Raw genomic sequence first — 15871 nt, forward strand, 5'->3', positions numbered from 1 at the left:
CAGGCCGGGAATCAATCGCGAAAAGCGATTAGTTCAGATTCGTGCAATCGCCCATCACTATGATGGAGGGCGTGTCCGACATCGAGTTGCGCCACCTGGCGGCGATGGCCGCCATCGCCGAGGAGGGTTCGTTCGGCCGGGCGGCCGCCCGGCTCGGCTACACCCAGTCAACGGTGAGCCAGCAGGTCGCCGCGCTGGAGAAGGCCGTCGGCGGCCTGGTGTTCGACCGGCCAGGCGGACCGAAGCCCGTACGCCTCACCCCGCTCGGCTCCGTGGTCCTCGGCCACGCTCGCGACCTGCTGGCGAAGGCCGGCGCGCTGAACGACGCCGTGGACCGGTTCAAGGCGGGCGACGGCCGGATCGACATCGGCACGTTCCAGAGCGTGTCCAACGTGATCCTCCCCTCGGTGGTACGGCGGCTGCGTGCCGAGCACCCCGGCTGCGACATCCGACTGTCCGAGGAGGAGCCGGACCAGCCGCGGATCGGCGACCTCGACCTGCTGTTCTACGACGGGCTCATCGACGGCGACAGCGATCACCTCAAGCTGCTCGACGATCCGTACCTGCTGGTGGCGGGCGCCGGCGCCTTCCCCGACGGGCCGGTCGCGCTGGAGCGGCTCGACGGCGTCCCGATGGTGGCCTGGCCGCTGACCTGCGACCAGCCCGTGATGGAACAGGCCCTCGCCCGCGGCGGCGCCCGCCCGCAGTTCGTGTTCCGCAGCGCGGTCAACGACACCTTGTTGTCGATGGTGCGGGCGGGTCTGGGATCGGCGGTGCTGCCGTGGCTCGCCATCCGCGGGGCCGGCGTCTCATCCGACGACCGGCTCCGCGTCCACGAACTGCGGCCCTCCCCGCCGCCGCGAGAGATCTACCTGCACTGGCGGGCCGGCCGCACCCACTCACCGCTTGCCGGTCGTGCCATCGAGATCGCGGTCGAGGTCGCGACCGAACTCGCGCCGCCGGCCAGTGCTTGACGCGTGCCGGGAAGAGGCCGGGGTGAAGTGGATGGCGATGAGGAGGTTCGGTACCCAGCACAGCCAGGCGATCGCCACGTAGGCCGTGGTGAAGTCGAGGGTGATGAGCTCGGCCGAGGCCAGCCCGCCGTACACGAGGAGCATGAGGCGCAGAGTGACGGCGGAGAAGGTGAGGGCGAAGCTGCGGATCATCCAGCGGCGGTGGTCGGCCACGCGGCCGGTGAGGATCATACGGAGGCCGATGGCGCCGGTCACCAGCCAGCTGACGGCCAGGCCGGCGAAGCCGAGGGCGGCGACGGGGCCGCCGTGGGCGGTGGGCGCCAGGAGGAGGCCGCCGATTCCGCCGGCCAGGCAGCCCAGGAGGTAGAGGACTCCGATGGCGCGGTGGAGGCGGGGCAGGCGGCGCCGTATCGCTCCCACGAACTGCAGGGGTCCGATCGCAAGGGCGACGATCGCACCGCAGATGTGCAGTCCGAGGGCCAGGACACGTTCGACGTAGACCTCGCGTTGCTGCGGGAAGTACACCGCCGGGTCGAAGGTCAGGTACTTCGCGGCGACGAAGACGATGAACAGGGATAGCACAGTCATGAGGGCCCAACCGGCCCAGCTGATCCGCATGTGCACAGCATGATCCGGACGCGGACGGCCGGGCATCGGGTGCGCCCCTGAGTACTGCCCTGGGGTCACCCCTGCCTCATCTCAGGGGGCGGATGGAGGGGGGCACCCGGCATGGTTGAGCATGGAGACATGTCGCTTGAGGCCGATTTCTTCGAGAGCTTCAGAGGTCGCCTGGAGGCGATCGCCTACCGGCTGCTGGGGTCGGCCAGTGACGCCGAGGACGTGGTGCAGGACACCTTCCTGCGCTGGCACGCGGCGGACCGCGCGCTGATCGAGACGCCAGAGGCCTGGCTGACGAAGGTGCTCACCAACCTCTGCCTCAGCCAGCTCGGCTCGGCGCGGGTCCGGCGGGAGACCTACGTGGGGCAGTGGCTGCCGGAGCCGGTTCTGACCGGTGACCGCATGCTCGGCCCGGCTGACACCGCCGAGCAGCGTGAGTCGGTGTCCATGGCGATGCTCACCCTCATGGAACGGCTCTCGCCCAACGAGCGCGTCGTGTACGTGCTGCGCGAGGCGTTCGGGTACCCCCATCGCGAGATCGCGGAGATCCTCGACCTGACCGAGGTGAACTGCCAGCAGATCTACCGGCGGGCCAAGCAGCACCTGGCCGCCGGACGCTCCCGTGGCGAGGTCGACGCGGGGATGGCGGAGAAGATCGTCCGGGGATTCCTCGCCGCGGCGCTCAGCGGCGACACCGAGCCGCTGGTCCGGCTGCTCAGCGATGACGCGGTCAGCGTGGCCGACGGCGGTGGGCGGATTCCGGCGCGCAGGACCCCGGTCGAGGGCCCCGCCAAGATCGCGCGGTACCTGCTTCACGCGTTCCGGCCCACCGACGCCAAACGGGCCTTGTTCACGGGTGGCGGCGGCCTCGCCTTCTACGCGATCGTCGTCAACGGCGGGCCTGGCCTGCTGGTCGAGACCGGTAAGGGGGTGCTCGGCGTCTTCTGCCTCGACGTGGCGCCCGGCGGGGCCGTCGCGGCGATCCATCTTCAGGTCAATCCCGACAAGCTTGAGCGGCTCACGCGGCAGTGGGCGGCGGCCGGCCGGCCTGGCCGGCCCATCGAGAGCGATTGGTGATTCGCGGTCTGTGTCAGGAATCGGGCGGCTGTCCAGTTCAGGAGGTGAGTGCAGCCGACAACGTAGGAACGGGAAGACATCATGAGCAAGGTCTGGTTCGTCACGGGTTCGTCGCGCGGCTTGGGCCGTAACTTCGTCGAGGCGGCCCTGGCGCGCGGGGACAAGGTGGCCGCTACCGCCCGGAACGCCGCAAGCCTTGACGGGCTGGTCGCCGCCTACGGCGACGCGGTGCTTCCGCTGGAGCTCGACGTGACCGACAAGGCCGCGGTGTTCGAGAGCGTGAAGCTGGCCAAGGACCGCTTCGGGCGGCTCGACGTCGTCGTGAACAATGCCGGATACGCCCAGATCGGCGCGATCGAGGAGCTGACCGAGCGGGAACTGCGCGACCAGTTCGAGACGAACCTGTTCGGGGCGGTCTGGGTTCTCCAGGCGGTGCTGCCCCACCTGCGCGAGCAGGGTTCGGGGAACATCGTCCAGCTGTCGTCGGTGGCCGGGCTGGTCGCCATGCCGCTCGGGGGCGCGTACCAGGCCTCCAAGTGGGCTCTCGAAGCGCTCAACGAGACCCTGGCCCGTGAGGTCGCGGGGTTCGGGATCAAGGTGACCGTGATCGAGCCCGCCGGGTTCGCCACCAGGGACGGGAAGAATCCCGACCCGCTCGACAACGGGTTCATGGCGGAGGTCAACCCGGCCTATGACGGCCTGCGGCAGAGCCTGGCGAGTGTGACGAAAGACCAGCCCGCCGGGGATCCGGCCGCCGCCGCGCAGACGCTGCTCACGATCGTCGACTCGGCCAGTCCGCCCCTGCGGGTGCTCTTCGGGCAGGGCTTCTATCCGATGATCCGGCAGGTCTATGCCGACCGGCTCAAGACCTGGGCCGACGGGCAGGACCTTTCGGCGGCCTCCCACGGCGGATAGGACCGGACTACTCCCGGCGTCGTAGTCGGGCAGGTCGCTGATGCGGGGGCGGTAGCGGCAATTGACTTCACGGGTACGACGCCCCTGAGCTGCGGCTCGACCACGATTGCGGGCATGACGATATTGGTCGGCACACGCACGGGGTCCACGCTGGCGACGGTGGCGGTCGTGCAGTTCATGGTGTCGCTGGACCTGTCGGTGGTCAACGTCGGACTCCCGCAGATCGCGGCCGGCCTCGGCTTCGGCACGGTGGGACTGACCTGGGTGATCCACGCCTACGCGCTCACCTTCGGCGGGCTGCTCCTGCTCGGCGGCAAGGCGGCCGACCGGTATGGCCGTAAACAGGTTCTTCTGCTGGGGCTCGGCCTGTTCGGCCTCGCCTCGCTCATCGGCGGCTTCGCCCAGGAACCCGGCCATCTGATCGCCGCGCGGGCCGCCCAGGGCGTCGGGGCCGCCGCGCTGGCTCCGGCCGCGTTGTCGCTGCTGGCCACGACGTTTCCCGGGGGCAGGGAGCGGGTGCGTGCCTTCGGCGTCTGGAGCGCGACCAACGCCGCGGGCGGTGCGCTCGGCGTGCTGATCGGAGGTCTGCTCACCGAGTACGCGAGCTGGCGCTGGGTGATGTTCGTGAACGTGCCGATGGCGGCGGGGGCGCTGGCCCTGGCCTGGAGGGGTGTCGCCGCGGGCCCGGCGCCGGTTCGCACGGGTCGTCCGGACGTGCTCGGGGCCGTCCTGGCCACGGCGGGCGTGACCCTGCTGGTGTTCGGCATCGTGCGTACCGAACACCATGCGTGGACCTCGCCGGCCACCGTGACGACGCTCGCGGTCGCGATCGCGCTGCTGATCGCGTTCGTGCGGGTCGAGCTGACCACCCGGCGCGAGCCGCTGATCCGGCTCGGCCTGTTCGCCAACCGGTCGGTACTCGGCGCGAACCTGTTCAGCCTGCTGATCGGCGGAGCCATGGCCGCGTCCTTCTACTTCGCCTCCCTCTACCTCCAGCGCGTGCTCGGGACGGGGCCGGCGCTGACCGGGCTCATGTTCCTGCCGATGGCCCTCGCGGTGATCGCCGGGTCCGTGCTCGCGGTCAAGTTCGGCTACCGGGCCGCGCCGCGGACGCTGCTGATCGCCGGCGCGCTGCTGACCGGGGCCGGGTTCGCCTGGTTCGGGCTGATCAGCCCGGACGGTACCTTCCTCACCCACGTCCTGGCGCCGTCGGTCGTGATCGGCGCCGGGTTCGGGCTCTGCCTCGGGCCGATCGTCTCCACGGCCACCACCGGCGTCGCGGCCCACGAGAGCGGCACCGCGTCGGGCCTGCTCAACAGCTCACGCCAGATCGGCGCCTCGCTCGGGCTGGCCGTCCTCGGCACCGTGGCACACCACCGCACCGGCCAGGTCCTCACGCCCCAGACCCTCACCGACGGCTACGCGCTCAGCCTGACCGTCTGCGCCGCGCTCCTGGCCGCCGCCGTCCTCATCGCCCTCACCGTCCTGCGCAGGAAGGTCGTCCCGGCATGACCATCACCCCGATCGATTTGTTCGCCTCCCCTCTCCATCTCCACCAGGACGGCCAGGTCAAGGCCGGGACCCCCGGCGAGGACGGCTGGCGGCTGACCACCCTCCACGCGAAGACCGGCGCCGACGTCCACGCCGACCACTGGGAGATCCACCCCGAGGCCGAGGAGCTCGTGTCCTGTCTCGTCGGGAAGATCCGCCTCTACCTGCGTCCGGAACGGCCCGGCCTGCGGGAGGAGGAGGTCAGGCTGATCGCGGGAACCGCGGCCGTCGTCCCGCGCGGACGCTGGCACCGCATCGAGCTGGACATCCCGAGCAACATCATGGCCGTCACCCTGCCGCGCGGCAGCCGCCTGGAGAAGCGATGAACGCCACCGAGTCGCCCGGCATGGCGCGGTTGCTGCGCCCCCATGCCCTGAGTTTCGCCGCCGTGGTCCTCTTGCAGGTCATCGGTGCCGTCGCGGGGCTGGCTCCGCTGCTGGCGGTCGTCGAGCTGGGCCGTACGCTGCTGTCGCCCGGCCCGCTCGACCACGGCCACGTCTGGACCGTCGTGATCGCGGGAGCGGCCGGGTTGTTCGTCCGGCTGCTGTTCACGTCCGCGTCGTCCGGGATCGGGCACCTGGTCGACGGCCAGGTGCAGCTGATGTTCCGCCGGCAACTGGCGGCGCGGCTGGGGCGGGTGCCGATCGGCTGGTTCTCCCGGCGCCACAGCGGCGAGCTGGCCAAGGTGGTCGGCGACGACGTGAGCGCCGTGCACCCGTTCATCGCCCACACGCCGGGCGAGCTCGTCTCCGCGTTCGTGGTGCCGCTCGTGTCGCTCGTCTACCTGTTCACCGTCGACTGGCGGCTCACGCTGATCACGCTCATCCCGGTCGTGCTGGCCCTGGCGCTGGTGCCCTTGATGATGACCCCGGCCAGGCTGCGCGAGCAGAAGGCGTTCGACGCGGCCATGGGACGGATCACGAGCTCGGTCGTGGAGTTCGTGCAGGGGATCTCGGTGGTGAAGGCGTTCGGCGGCTCCGGGCGGGCCCACCGCAGGTTCGTGACGGCGGTGGACGAGTTCGTCGGCATCTTCTCCCGGCTCGTCTACGGCATCTCCGGGATCGGCGCGGGCATGCAGGTGGCGTTGTCGCCGCCGTTCGTGCTGCTGGTGGTGCTGATCGGCGGCACGCTCCTGATCACGTCCGGGAGTCTCGCACCGGCGGACCTGCTGCCGTTCCTGCTGCTCGGGCTGGGACTGACCGCTCCGGTGGCCGCCCTCGGCCACGGCTTCGACGAGATGCAGGCCGCCCAGCGCGCGGTCGGGCGGATCAAGGACGTGCTCGCGGTGCCGTCGCTGCGCGAGCCCGCCCACCCGGTCGCGCCGCGGGGGTCCCGGGTGGAACTGCGCGGCGTCCGGTTCGGCTACGACGACGATCACGAGGTGCTGCGCGGGATCGACCTGGTCCTGGAGCCGGGTACGGTCACCGCCGTCGTCGGCCCGTCGGGCGGCGGCAAGTCCACGCTGGTCCAGTTGCTGCCGCGGTTCTTCGACCCGAGCCACGGGTCGGTCGTGCTGGGCGGAGTCGATCTGCGCGAACTCGGCGGCCGGGAGCTCTACCGGTCGGTCTCCTTCGTCTTCCAGGACGTGCGCCTGCTGCGCGCCTCGGTGGCGGACAACATCGCGCTGGCCGTACCGCACGCCGATCTCGACGACGTGATACGCGCCGCGCGCATGGCCAACATCCACGAGCGTGTACTCGAACTGCCGCGTGGCTACGACACGGTGATCGGCGAGGACGTGAAGCTGTCGGGCGGCGAGGCGCAGCGGATCTCGCTGGCCCGCGCGCTGCTCGCCGACACGCCCGTCCTCGTGCTCGACGAGGCGACCTCCTTCGCCGACCCGCACACCGAACAGGCGGTACGCCAGGCCCTTGCCCGGCTGGCGGGTGAGCGCACGATCCTGGTCATCGCCCACCGCCTGGAGACGGTCGCCGACGCCGACACCGTCGTCCTGCTGGAGGACGGGGCGATCGTCGAGCGCGGCAGGCCCGCCGAGCTGCTGGCGCGAGGTGGCAGGTTCGCCGCGTTCTGGCAGTCACACCGATCACCGCAGGGAGACGAACGCTGATGATCCGCATGCTGATCCGTGTGCTGGGCGACGAGTACGCCCGGCCGTTGCGCCGCACCGTGGGCCTGATGACGGCGACCGCGGTGGCCGAGGGGCTGTCGTACGCGCTGCTGTTCCCGGTGCTGCGGGCGCTGTTCGGGAGCACGCCGGGGGAGGCCGTGCCCTGGCTGGTCGCGTTCGGGGTCGCGGTCGCGTTCTACGCGGGCCTGCGCTACTTCAGTGATCTGTCCGGGTTCCGGATGGGGATCTCGCTGTTGCGCGGCATGTACCACCGGCTCGGCGGGCATCTGGCCCGGCTGCCCATCGGCTGGTACGACGCCCGGCGCGTCGGGCAGGTGTCGGTCCTGGCCGGTGAGGGCGTGCTGCAGGCGATGAGCGTGATCGCGCACCTGCTGTCGCCGTTCATCGCGGCCGGGGTGACCCCGCTGACGATCGTGGCCGTGATGCTCGCCTTCAACTGGCAGATGGGGCTGGCCGCGCTGGTCGCCGTGCCGGTCGTGGCGGCGATCCAGGTCTGGTCGGGACGTTCGATGGCCGCCGCCGACGCGCGGACCGCGGAGCGCGGCCACGAGGCGACCGGGCGGGTCATCGAGTACGTGCAGGCCCAGCCGGTGCTGCGCGCCGGTGGCCGGACCCACGAACGGTTCCGGCTGCTGGACGACTCGCTGAGCGAACTCCAGCGGGCCTCCCGCCGTACTGTGCTGTCGGCGCTGGCCGGCGTGGTGGCCACGACGATCACCGTGCAGGCGGTGTTCACCGCGCTGCTGGTCCTGGGCGCCTACCTCGCGCTCGGCGGGGGCATCGGGGTGGCGGAGGTGCTGGCGATCCTGGTGCTGGCCGCCCGCAGCGCCGACCCGCTGCTGTCGCTGTCGGACATCGGCGGCAAGGTACGCGGCGCGCGTGCCGAGCTGGCCAGGCTCGACGCGGTGCTGCGTACCGAACCGCTGCCGGAGCCCCGCGAACCGGTCCTGCCGCGCAGCCACGACCTGGCGTTCGAGTCGGTCACCTTCCGGCACGGCGAGCGCACGGTGCTCGGCGAGGTGTCGTTGTCCGTGCCGCAGGGACAGCGGCTGGCCGTGGTCGGGCCGTCGGGCGCGGGCAAGAGCACGCTGCTGCAGTTGCTCGCGCGCTTCTACGACGTGGACGCGGGCACCGTCCGGGTGGGCGGCGTGGACGTGCGCGCGATGAGCTCCGAGGCGCTGATGGAGCGGATCTCCATCGTCTTCCAGGACGTCTACCTCTTCGACGGCACGATCGAGGAGAACGTACGGCTCGGCCGCCCCGGCGCCGACGACGCCGACGTGCGGGCCGCCGCCACCGCCGCCCGGCTGGACGAGGTGATCGAGCGGCTGCCCGGCGGCTGGGCGACGAACGTCGGCGAGGGCGGCGCGCTGCTGTCGGGCGGCGAGCGCCAGCGTGTCTCGATCGCGCGGGCGCTGCTGAAGGACGCGCCGATCGTGCTGCTGGACGAGGTCACCTCCGCCCTGGATCCGGTGAACGAGGCGGCCGTCCATGAGGGGATCGAACACCTGATGGCCGGCCGTACCGTGGTGATGGTGGCGCATCGGATGCGGACCGTCCGCCGCGCCGATCGCATCGTCTTCCTCGACGACGGCGCGATCGTGGAGGAGGGCGGCCACGACGAGCTACTGCGCCGCGGCGGCCGCTACGCCGCCTTCTGGAACGTCTCGCTGAACAGCTCCTGAGTCAGGCGGGAGCCGGGACGTAGGAGAGGTTCAGGACGCCGCTGTCGAAGGTCACGGAGTTGGTGAGCTTCAGCGGGTGGGTCGGGGTGTCCTCGAAAAGGCGCCGGCCATGGCCGACGACGATGGGGTGGACGAGCAGGTTCAGCTGGTCCAGGAGCCCCTGGGCCAGGAGCCACCGGACCGTGGTCGCGGAGCCGGACATCTGGATGTCGCCCTCGGTCTGCTCCTTGAGGTCACGGATCTTGGCGGCGACGTCGCCGGAGATGATCGTGGTGTTGTTCCAGTCGGCCTTTTCGAGGCTGTTGGACACGACCCACTTGCGGCTCTCGTTGAGCGACCTGCCGGCGTCCGGGTCGGCCTCGGCGGTCGGCCAATAGGAGGACCACTCGTCGTACAGCGTGCGGCCCATGAGGTAGCCGGCGGCGTTGCCCATGCCCTCCATGACCACGGCGCCCATCTCATCGCTCCAGTACGGGAAGTGCCACTGGTCGGGCGACTCGACGACACCGTCCAGGGAGATGAAGAAACTGGAGATGATCCTCGCCATAGCGGTGCTCCTTAGGTCGTTCGATACGAGTGGGAGGGTAGGACGGAACGGGCGGTCAGGTCTTGTACAGAAGCGACAGCGGCTCCGGCGAAGGCGGGTCGGTCAGTTGCGTGGCGGTCCGGCCGATGAAGCGGGTCAGCGAGCGGGCCAGGTGGGGCTGGTCGAAGTAGCCGAGCCGGTGGACCACGTCCTGGGCCGGCCGGCCTTCCCGCAGAAGGATCGCCGCGTGCCTCGCGCGGTCGATCTGGCGTACGGCGCCGCGGGTCAGGCCGGTGGCCGCCAGGAACCGTCGTTGGAGCGTGCGGTCCGAGACCTCCGGGCGTGCGCCGTCGAGCGCGGCGGCGACGATGGGGTCGCGGGCCAGGACGTCCTCGCGGACCAGCCGCCCGACGAACGCCTCGGCGTCGTCGTAGCCGGGCAGGCACCAGGTCGAGCCCTTCAGCCAGAACGAGCTGCCGGTGGTGCCGGGGATCGTCGCGGAGTTGTCGACGAGCCGGTCGATGGGCAGGTGGGGCATCGCGGTGCCGAGGGAGAAGGTGATGCCGAAGAACGTCGCGTCCTCGGGGACGGGTGCCGCGCGCGCCCGCGTCTCCGGGCCCTGTACGGCGCCGCAGACCTGGCCCCGGTGCTCCCAGAAGACGAGGTCCCAGCGGGCCGCCGCGACGGACATCATCCGCGCCACGTCTGAGCTGCGGCTGCGCCATACCCGATCGATGTAGGGCGAGTCGGATGGCCGGCTCTCGACGTTCAAGCCCATCGGAGTCCCTCCTCGCCGGTGTCCGGGCTGCCCAGCGGGCAGTCTGGCATGTGCGAAGCGTCCGGGAAAAGCGGTATCTGGCTAATGTGTGTCCTGCGATGAACGGTACGGAACGGGTGGTGGGCGGGTACACGCTGCGGCGGTTGCTCGGCCGGGGCGGCATGGGCGAGGTCTACCTGGCCACCGGGCCCACGGGCGGCATGGCGGCGGTGAAGGTGATCCATCCGCAGCTCGCCAGGGAGGCGGCGTTCCGGCGGCGCTTCGAGCGGGAGGTCGCCGCGGCGCGCAGGGTCGCCCGGTTCTGCACGGCTCCGGTCATCGACGCCGGGCTGGACGGGGAGACGGCCTACCTGGTCACCGAGTACGTGAAGGGCCCGGATCTGGCCGCCGCCGTACGGGACCAGGGGGCGTTCGGCGGCTCGAACCTGGAGGCGCTCGCGGTCGGCATCGCGACGGCGCTGAGCGCGATCCACGGGGCCGGAGTCGTCCACCGCGACCTCAAGCCGTCCAACGTGCTGCTGTCACCGCTCGGGCCCAGGGTGATCGACTTCGGCATCGCCCAGCTCGTGGACGCGCAGAGCCTGGTCAGCCAGACCGTGCTGGGGACGCCCGCGTTCATGGCACCCGAGCAGGTACGGGCCGAGCCGGTGACGCCCGCCGCCGACGTCTACGCGTGGGGCGGGGTGATCGCGTTCGCCGGGACGGGGCGGCTGCCGTTCGGCGGTGGCGCGCCGCACGAAGTGCTGTACCGGATCGTCAACGAGGGGCCGAACCTCGACGGGCTCGACGAGCGGATGCGCGGGCTCGTGGAGTGGGCGCTGGCCAAGGACCCCGCCGCGCGGCCCACGGCCCAGCAGTTGCTGGACGCGCTGGTCGGGACGCGGCGCTCGGCTCCGGCCGAGGCCAGTCAGGTGGTGGAGCGTACGTGGACGGTTCCGGTGGGCCCGGAACAGGAGCCGCCGGTCCGGCGTGGGCGACGGAAGTGGTGGTGGCTGGCCGGTGGGCTGGCGGTGCTGGTCGCGGGTGGGGCGGCGGTAGCCGTACCGGCTGTGCTGGGGGAGAGGTGGCCGTATCAGGCGGGCTTCGGCGAGGCCTGGGCGGTGGGGGCTTCGCAGGGCGGCGAGGCGCGGGTGGACGGCACGGCGTACGTGCTGACGGCCAAGCCGGGGTGGCGGCTGTGGAAGTCGGCGCCCCGGGAGGAGCCCGAGGGGGGAGTCACCGTCAGCGCGCGGGCGGAGGTCGAGGAGGGCGCGGGCGAGTTCGGCGTGTGGTGCCACGGGACGGAACGGGCGGGCGACCGCTACGAGTTCTCGGTGAGCGCGTCGGGGCAGGCCACGATCGTCAAGCGTCGCGCGGGAGCGGAACCCGCCATCCTGTACGGCCCCGCCCGCGTCAGGACCACCACCGAGACCCGCGTCACCGCCCGCTGCACCCGGGACGGCGGCAAGGCGGCCCTGGGCATGTGGGTCAACGGCCGCAAGGTGGGCGAGGTGAGCGACACGAACCAGGCGTACCTGAACACGGTGGCGGGCGTGCACGCGGCGCCCTCCGGTGAGCGGGCGATGCGGGTGCGGTTCAGCGCGTTCACGCTGGAGCCGGTCGAGCCGTGAGCGACGCCGTGGCCTTCGGAGTACTGGGGCCGCTCATGCTCCCGGACGGCGCGCCGCCGCCCGGTCCCGCCAAGCATCGTGCGCTGCTGGCCGCGTTGCTGCTGTCGCCCGGCCGGATGGTGCCGATCGAGCGGCTCCTGGCGCTCGTGTGGGACGGCGAGCCGCCCGCGTCGGCCGAGTCGGTGCTGCGCGTGTACGTGAGCGCGTTGCGCAAGGTCGTTGACGGGATTCAGACGGTTCCCGGTGGTTATCTGCTGGCGGTCGAGCCGGAGCGGGTCGACTGGCACCGGTTCGAGCGGCTGGTGGAGCGGGGGCGTCGGGCCAGGGAGGCGGGGAGCCTGGCCCAGGCGGCCGATCAGCTGCGGGCGGCGCTCGAGATGTGGCGCGGGCCGGCGCTGGCGGACGTGGATTCCGGTCAGTTGCGGCGGGCGCATGCCGTACCGCTGGAGGAGCTTCGGTTGCGGGCGCTCGAAGAGCGCGTGGAGCTGGACCTGCGGCTCGGGCGCGGCGGCGAGGTGGTCGGCGAGCTGCGGGCGCTGGTCGGCGCCTACCCGCTGCGTGAGCGAGCCTGGGCGCAGCTGATCACGGCGCTGCGGCTGGCGGGGCGGCGTTCCGAGGCGCTGGAGGCCTATCAGGAGGCCCGGCGGGTGCTCGTGGACGAGCTCGGCCTGGAGCCGGGCGCGGACCTGCGGCAGGCGCACGCGGACGTGCTGGCCGGGCGGGAGCCGTTCGTGCCGGTGCCCAACGAGACGCCGCCCGACATCGCCGACTTCACCGGGCGGGCGGAGGAGCTGCGGTGGATCGGCGAGGCGGTGCCCGCGGCGGGCGGCGCGCCGGTTCACCTGGTGGTGCACGGGGCGCCGGGGTGCGGGAAGACCGCGGTCGCCGTGCACGCCGCGGCGTCGGCGGGCGGCGCGTTCACCGGCGGCGTGCTGTTCGCGACGTTGCGCGAGCGTGCGCCGGGGGCCGTGCTGGAGGATCTGCTGCGCTCGCTCGGGTGTCCTGAGGGCGCGGTTCCGGCCGCGCCGACCGAGCGGATCCGGCTTTATCGGAGTATGACGGCGTCGCGGCGGCTGCTCGTCGTGCTCGACGACGCTTCAGACGAGTCCCAGGTACGCCCGCTGCTGCCCACGGGCGCCGGGAGCATGACGCTGGTCACGAGCCGCTCGCCGCTGTCGGGGCTGGAGGCGTCCCGGGCCATGGAGCTGGGCGTGCTCTCCCCGCGGGAGGCGCTCGACCTGCTCGCGGTCGTCGCCGGACGGCAGCGGGTCACGGCGGAGCCGCAGGCGGCGGCCAGGATCGCGCTGCTGTGCGGGCACCTGCCGCTCGCCCTGCGCGTGGCCGGATCCCGCCTGGCCAGGAAGCCCGGCTGGACGCTTGAGCACCTGGCCGGCCGCCTGAGCGACTCGCGGCGCCGCCTGGACGAGCTGAGCGCGGGCGACCTGGCGGTGAGGGGGAGTCTCGCGCTGGGGTACGACGGGCTGGCCGAGCGGGAGCGTACGCTGTTTCGCCGTTTGGGCGCGCTGTCGGCGCCGGACTTCGCGCCGTGGGTGTTCGGCGACCTGGAGGCACTGGCCGAGGCGGGACTGCTGCGGTCGCGCGGCCTCGACGAGTCCGGCCAGGAGCGCTACGGCTGGCACGACCTCACCCGCCTCTACGCCGCCGAACTCCTGGCCGCCGAGGGCCGCGAGGTGCTGGCCGGAGTGGCGGGGGAGATCCTCGACCGGGCCAGACGGGCCAGGCAACTGCTGCTGCCCGCCGAGCCCGGTTCCGGCCGGACCGTCGCGCGGACCGAGGAGCGGGTGCCGGAGACCACGCTGCTGCGCGAGTCGGCGGGATGGCTGCGGTCGGAGCGACGGTTTCTGTCCGCGTGCGTGGCCGACTTCCACACCGCCGGGCTGCACGAGGCCGCCTGGCGGCTGGCCTTCTACCTGGCGCCGTTCTACGAGCTGGGCGCCCATCACGACGACTGGCACCAGACCACGGCCACCGGCCTGGACGCGGCCAGGGCGGCCGGTCAGCGGCAGGGCGAGGCTCTGCTGCTGCGCGGCCTGGCCGACCTGCACCGGATCGAGGGCAACCCGCAGGCCGCCGCTGCCGCGCTGCGTGCCGCCCAGCCGCTGGTCGAAGGGCTGGAACTGGCCCGGGTCACGCTCAGGCTCGGGCTGGTGACGGGTGACGAGCGCGCGTACGCCCGCTGTCTGGCCGTCTTCGAGCAGGCGGGAGACCAGCGCGGCAGGACCGACACGCTGCGCGCGCTCGGCGCGCTGAAGGGCGACCGGGGGCTGCTGGAGGAGAGCCTGGCCGGATACCTGGCGCTGGGCGATCCGCGCGGCGAGGCCGAGGCGCTGCTCGACCTGGCGAACCTGCACCTGTCGGCGCGCAGGCTACCGGCGGCGCGTGAGTGCGCGGAGCGCCGCCTGCGGATCAACAGGCGGCTGGGTGACCGGCTGCCGGAGGCGGCCGGGCTTCTGGTCCTGGCCGGGATCTCGCGGGCCGAAGGCCGGCCGGATCCCCGGGCCGCGGCCGCCGCGCTGGAGATCTTCCAGACGTTCGGCGACCGCAAAGGCGCGGGACAGGCCCTGCTCGCCATGGCCGAGGCACATCTCGACCTCGATGAGGTGGATGAGGCGGTTGAGGGGCTTGAGCGTGCTATGGGAGAGTTTGTCCTGCTCAGCGATCAGCGTGGCCTCACCGAAGCGGAAGGGCTGGCGCGGGAGGCGCGGCGGCGTCGCGGGCTATACGGATCCTGAATGTCGCCCTCCTAGAAAGGTGACATGACGATGCGGAACAAGCTCGCCCTGCTGCTGGTGCTCCCCGCCCTGGCCAGTTGCGGGATGCTGCCCGGCCAGGACCGGCAGGGAACGGGCGGCGAGGAGAAGCAGGCGGTCGCCCAGCCGTCCACGCCCCCGGCCGCCACCGGCACTCCCACGGCGGAGCCGACGGAGGCGTCACCATCGGCCGGAGAGCTGACGGCGATCACCAGCCGGAAGATCAAGCATGACGACAACACCCTGCGCATCGACATCACCCAGCTCAAGCGCTCGGGCAAGATCGTCACGCTGACCTGGACGGTCACCAACCTCGACACCGACGGCAGCTGGTACGTGGGCGCGAACCTCGGTAGCGACGTCCTCGACTACACCACCTCGGCCGTCTCCCTGATCGACCCGGTCAACGGCAAGCGCTACCGGGTGGCCCGCAACGGCGCCGGTGAGGACGCGGCCTGCGTCTGCAGCCGGGTCAACCAGCACCTCAAGCCCGGCGGCGGCCTGGAGATGTACGCCGTCTACGGCGCCCCGCCCACCGACATCACCAAGGTCAACGTCGAGATGGCGGATCTCGGAGTGTTCAACGATGTCCCTGTCTCCTAGCATCGCCGCCGCCCTGCTGATCGCGCTGTCCCCGACCCCGCCGCCGGACACCGCCACGCTCCCGGTCGAGGACCTGGTCTTCCCGGTGGAGGACATCCTCCCCGAGACCGAGTCCCTGGACGGAGTCCAGAGCGAGACCAAGCGGGGCGACGAGGTACGCGTCGCGCTGACCAGCGACGTCCTGTTCGCGCTGGACAAGTGGGTGCTGACCGCCAAGGCCAGGCAGCGCCTGGGGTCCGTGGCCGGCAAGATCCGCTCGGAGGGCGCCGGCGGCGTGGTCAAGATCGAGGGCCACACCGACGACCAGGGCCTGGACGCCTACAACCTCACCCTGTCCCAGCGCCGCGCCCAGGCCGTCCGCCAAGCCATCCAGGGCGGGTTGGCCGGCGTGACCTTCGAGGTCAGGGGGTACGGCGAAGCCCGCCCAAGACTCCCCAACACGATCAACGGCCGCCCCCAGCAGAAGAACCGGGCCAAGAACCGCCGCGTCGAGATCGTCTTCACCGTCAAGACCACGCAGTGAGCACGCCCGCCACCGTCCGGCGACCCCAACCCCACCCCGGCCACCCCGCCACCACATCCAGCGGCGCCCACGCCGCCCCGCGGCGCCCACACGCGGCGTCCACACGCGGCGTCCACACGCGGCGTCCACACGCGGCGCCCACACGCGGCGC

The 15871-nt window shown here is 72.0% G+C and carries 14 protein-coding genes; 11 read left to right on the top strand and 3 right to left on the bottom strand.

Features of this window, described 5'->3' with window-relative positions:
• Positions 1-71 precede the first annotated feature (71 nt).
• Positions 72-974 carry a LysR family transcriptional regulator gene (locus ACIBKY_RS03965; protein ID WP_397094203.1) on the top strand — a complete coding sequence of 301 codons (903 nt, stop codon included), beginning with the start codon at positions 72-74 and terminating at the stop codon, positions 972-974.
• Here the strand turns inward: ACIBKY_RS03965 and ACIBKY_RS03970 are convergent.
• Positions 900-1562 carry a DUF2306 domain-containing protein gene (locus tag ACIBKY_RS03970; protein WP_397094205.1) on the bottom strand — a complete coding sequence of 221 codons (663 nt, stop codon included), beginning with the start codon at positions 1560-1562 and terminating at the stop codon, positions 900-902. The genes ACIBKY_RS03965 and ACIBKY_RS03970 overlap by 75 nt on opposite strands.
• 159 nt (positions 1563-1721) lie before the next feature.
• Here ACIBKY_RS03970 and sigJ point away from each other — a divergent pair, with 159 nt between their 5' ends.
• The 6 genes from sigJ to ACIBKY_RS04000 all read left to right on the top strand — a co-directional run bounded on the left by sigJ (position 1722) and on the right by ACIBKY_RS04000 (position 8909).
• Positions 1722-2669 (top strand): RNA polymerase sigma factor SigJ, encoded by a 948-nt coding sequence (sigJ, locus tag ACIBKY_RS03975; protein ID WP_397094207.1) that lies wholly within the window; start codon positions 1722-1724, stop codon positions 2667-2669.
• Positions 2670-2750: 81 nt separating this feature from the next.
• A complete protein-coding gene (locus tag ACIBKY_RS03980; RefSeq protein ID WP_397094209.1) occupies positions 2751-3584 on the top strand; it encodes an SDR family NAD(P)-dependent oxidoreductase in 834 nt (277 codons plus the stop codon).
• Between the two features lie 114 nt (positions 3585-3698).
• Entirely contained in the window at positions 3699-5096 is a 1398-nt protein-coding gene (locus tag ACIBKY_RS03985; protein ID WP_397094211.1) for an MFS transporter, read from the top strand.
• On the top strand, positions 5093-5461 hold the full coding sequence (locus tag ACIBKY_RS03990; protein WP_397094213.1) for a cupin: 369 nt from the start codon (positions 5093-5095) through the stop codon (positions 5459-5461). The genes ACIBKY_RS03985 and ACIBKY_RS03990 overlap by 4 nt, the downstream gene beginning before the upstream one ends.
• Positions 5458-7203: an ABC transporter ATP-binding protein gene (locus ACIBKY_RS03995; protein ID WP_397094215.1), complete on the top strand. Its 1746-nt coding sequence runs from the start codon at positions 5458-5460 to the stop codon at positions 7201-7203. Before ACIBKY_RS03990 ends, ACIBKY_RS03995 begins: the two co-directional genes overlap by 4 nt.
• Complete coding sequence (locus ACIBKY_RS04000; protein WP_397094216.1) at positions 7203-8909, top strand: ABC transporter ATP-binding protein; 1707 nt, start codon at positions 7203-7205, stop codon at positions 8907-8909. Before ACIBKY_RS03995 ends, ACIBKY_RS04000 begins: the two co-directional genes overlap by 1 nt.
• 1 nt (position 8910) lies before the next feature.
• Here ACIBKY_RS04000 and ACIBKY_RS04005 read toward each other — a convergent pair whose 3' ends face one another.
• On the bottom strand, positions 8911-9456 hold the full coding sequence (locus ACIBKY_RS04005) for a dihydrofolate reductase family protein (RefSeq protein WP_397094218.1): 546 nt from the start codon (positions 9454-9456) through the stop codon (positions 8911-8913).
• Between the two features lie 55 nt (positions 9457-9511).
• A complete protein-coding gene (locus ACIBKY_RS04010; protein WP_397094219.1) occupies positions 9512-10213 on the bottom strand; it encodes a helix-turn-helix domain-containing protein in 702 nt (233 codons plus the stop codon).
• A gap of 98 nt (positions 10214-10311) precedes the next feature.
• Here ACIBKY_RS04010 and ACIBKY_RS04015 point away from each other — a divergent pair, with 98 nt between their 5' ends.
• Genes ACIBKY_RS04015 through ACIBKY_RS04030 form a run of 4 tightly spaced genes read left to right on the top strand, consistent with a single transcriptional unit; the run spans position 10312 to position 15720 of the window.
• Positions 10312-11823 (top strand): serine/threonine-protein kinase, encoded by a 1512-nt coding sequence (locus tag ACIBKY_RS04015; protein ID WP_397094220.1) that lies wholly within the window; start codon positions 10312-10314, stop codon positions 11821-11823.
• Positions 11820-14576, top strand: coding sequence for a BTAD domain-containing putative transcriptional regulator (locus ACIBKY_RS04020; protein ID WP_397094222.1), 2757 nt, complete (start codon positions 11820-11822; stop codon positions 14574-14576). The genes ACIBKY_RS04015 and ACIBKY_RS04020 overlap by 4 nt, the downstream gene beginning before the upstream one ends.
• 24 nt (positions 14577-14600) lie before the next feature.
• Positions 14601-15197 carry a hypothetical protein gene (locus tag ACIBKY_RS04025; protein WP_397094224.1) on the top strand — a complete coding sequence of 199 codons (597 nt, stop codon included), beginning with the start codon at positions 14601-14603 and terminating at the stop codon, positions 15195-15197.
• The gene (locus ACIBKY_RS04030) at positions 15181-15720 is read left to right on the top strand and encodes an OmpA family protein (RefSeq protein ID WP_397094226.1); all 540 of its coding nucleotides are present in this window, start codon (positions 15181-15183) and stop codon (positions 15718-15720) included. Before ACIBKY_RS04025 ends, ACIBKY_RS04030 begins: the two co-directional genes overlap by 17 nt.
• Positions 15721-15871: the final 151 nt, after the last annotated feature.

Origin of the sequence: Nonomuraea sp. NPDC050394, from assembly GCF_044459065.1 — a bacterium.
GTDB lineage: Bacteria > Actinomycetota > Actinomycetes > Streptosporangiales > Streptosporangiaceae > Nonomuraea.

Excerpts from the sequence above, each read along its gene's own strand:
- ACIBKY_RS03970 (WP_397094205.1), bottom strand. The coding sequence starts at position 1,562 with ATGACTGTGCTATCCCTGTTCATCGTCTTCGTCGCCGCGAAGTACCTG.
- sigJ (WP_397094207.1), top strand. The coding sequence starts at position 1,722 with ATGTCGCTTGAGGCCGATTTCTTCGAGAGCTTCAGAGGTCGCCTGGAG.
- ACIBKY_RS03980 (WP_397094209.1), top strand. The coding sequence starts at position 2,751 with ATGAGCAAGGTCTGGTTCGTCACGGGTTCGTCGCGCGGCTTGGGCCGT.
- ACIBKY_RS03985 (WP_397094211.1), top strand. The coding sequence starts at position 3,699 with ATGACGATATTGGTCGGCACACGCACGGGGTCCACGCTGGCGACGGTG.
- ACIBKY_RS03990 (WP_397094213.1), top strand. The coding sequence starts at position 5,093 with ATGACCATCACCCCGATCGATTTGTTCGCCTCCCCTCTCCATCTCCAC.
- ACIBKY_RS03995 (WP_397094215.1), top strand. The coding sequence starts at position 5,458 with ATGAACGCCACCGAGTCGCCCGGCATGGCGCGGTTGCTGCGCCCCCAT.
- ACIBKY_RS04000 (WP_397094216.1), top strand. The coding sequence starts at position 7,203 with ATGATCCGCATGCTGATCCGTGTGCTGGGCGACGAGTACGCCCGGCCG.
- ACIBKY_RS04005 (WP_397094218.1), bottom strand. The coding sequence starts at position 9,456 with ATGGCGAGGATCATCTCCAGTTTCTTCATCTCCCTGGACGGTGTCGTC.
- ACIBKY_RS04010 (WP_397094219.1), bottom strand. The coding sequence starts at position 10,213 with ATGGGCTTGAACGTCGAGAGCCGGCCATCCGACTCGCCCTACATCGAT.
- ACIBKY_RS04015 (WP_397094220.1), top strand. The coding sequence starts at position 10,312 with ATGAACGGTACGGAACGGGTGGTGGGCGGGTACACGCTGCGGCGGTTG.
- ACIBKY_RS04025 (WP_397094224.1), top strand. The coding sequence starts at position 14,601 with ATGACGATGCGGAACAAGCTCGCCCTGCTGCTGGTGCTCCCCGCCCTG.
- ACIBKY_RS04030 (WP_397094226.1), top strand. The coding sequence starts at position 15,181 with ATGTCCCTGTCTCCTAGCATCGCCGCCGCCCTGCTGATCGCGCTGTCC.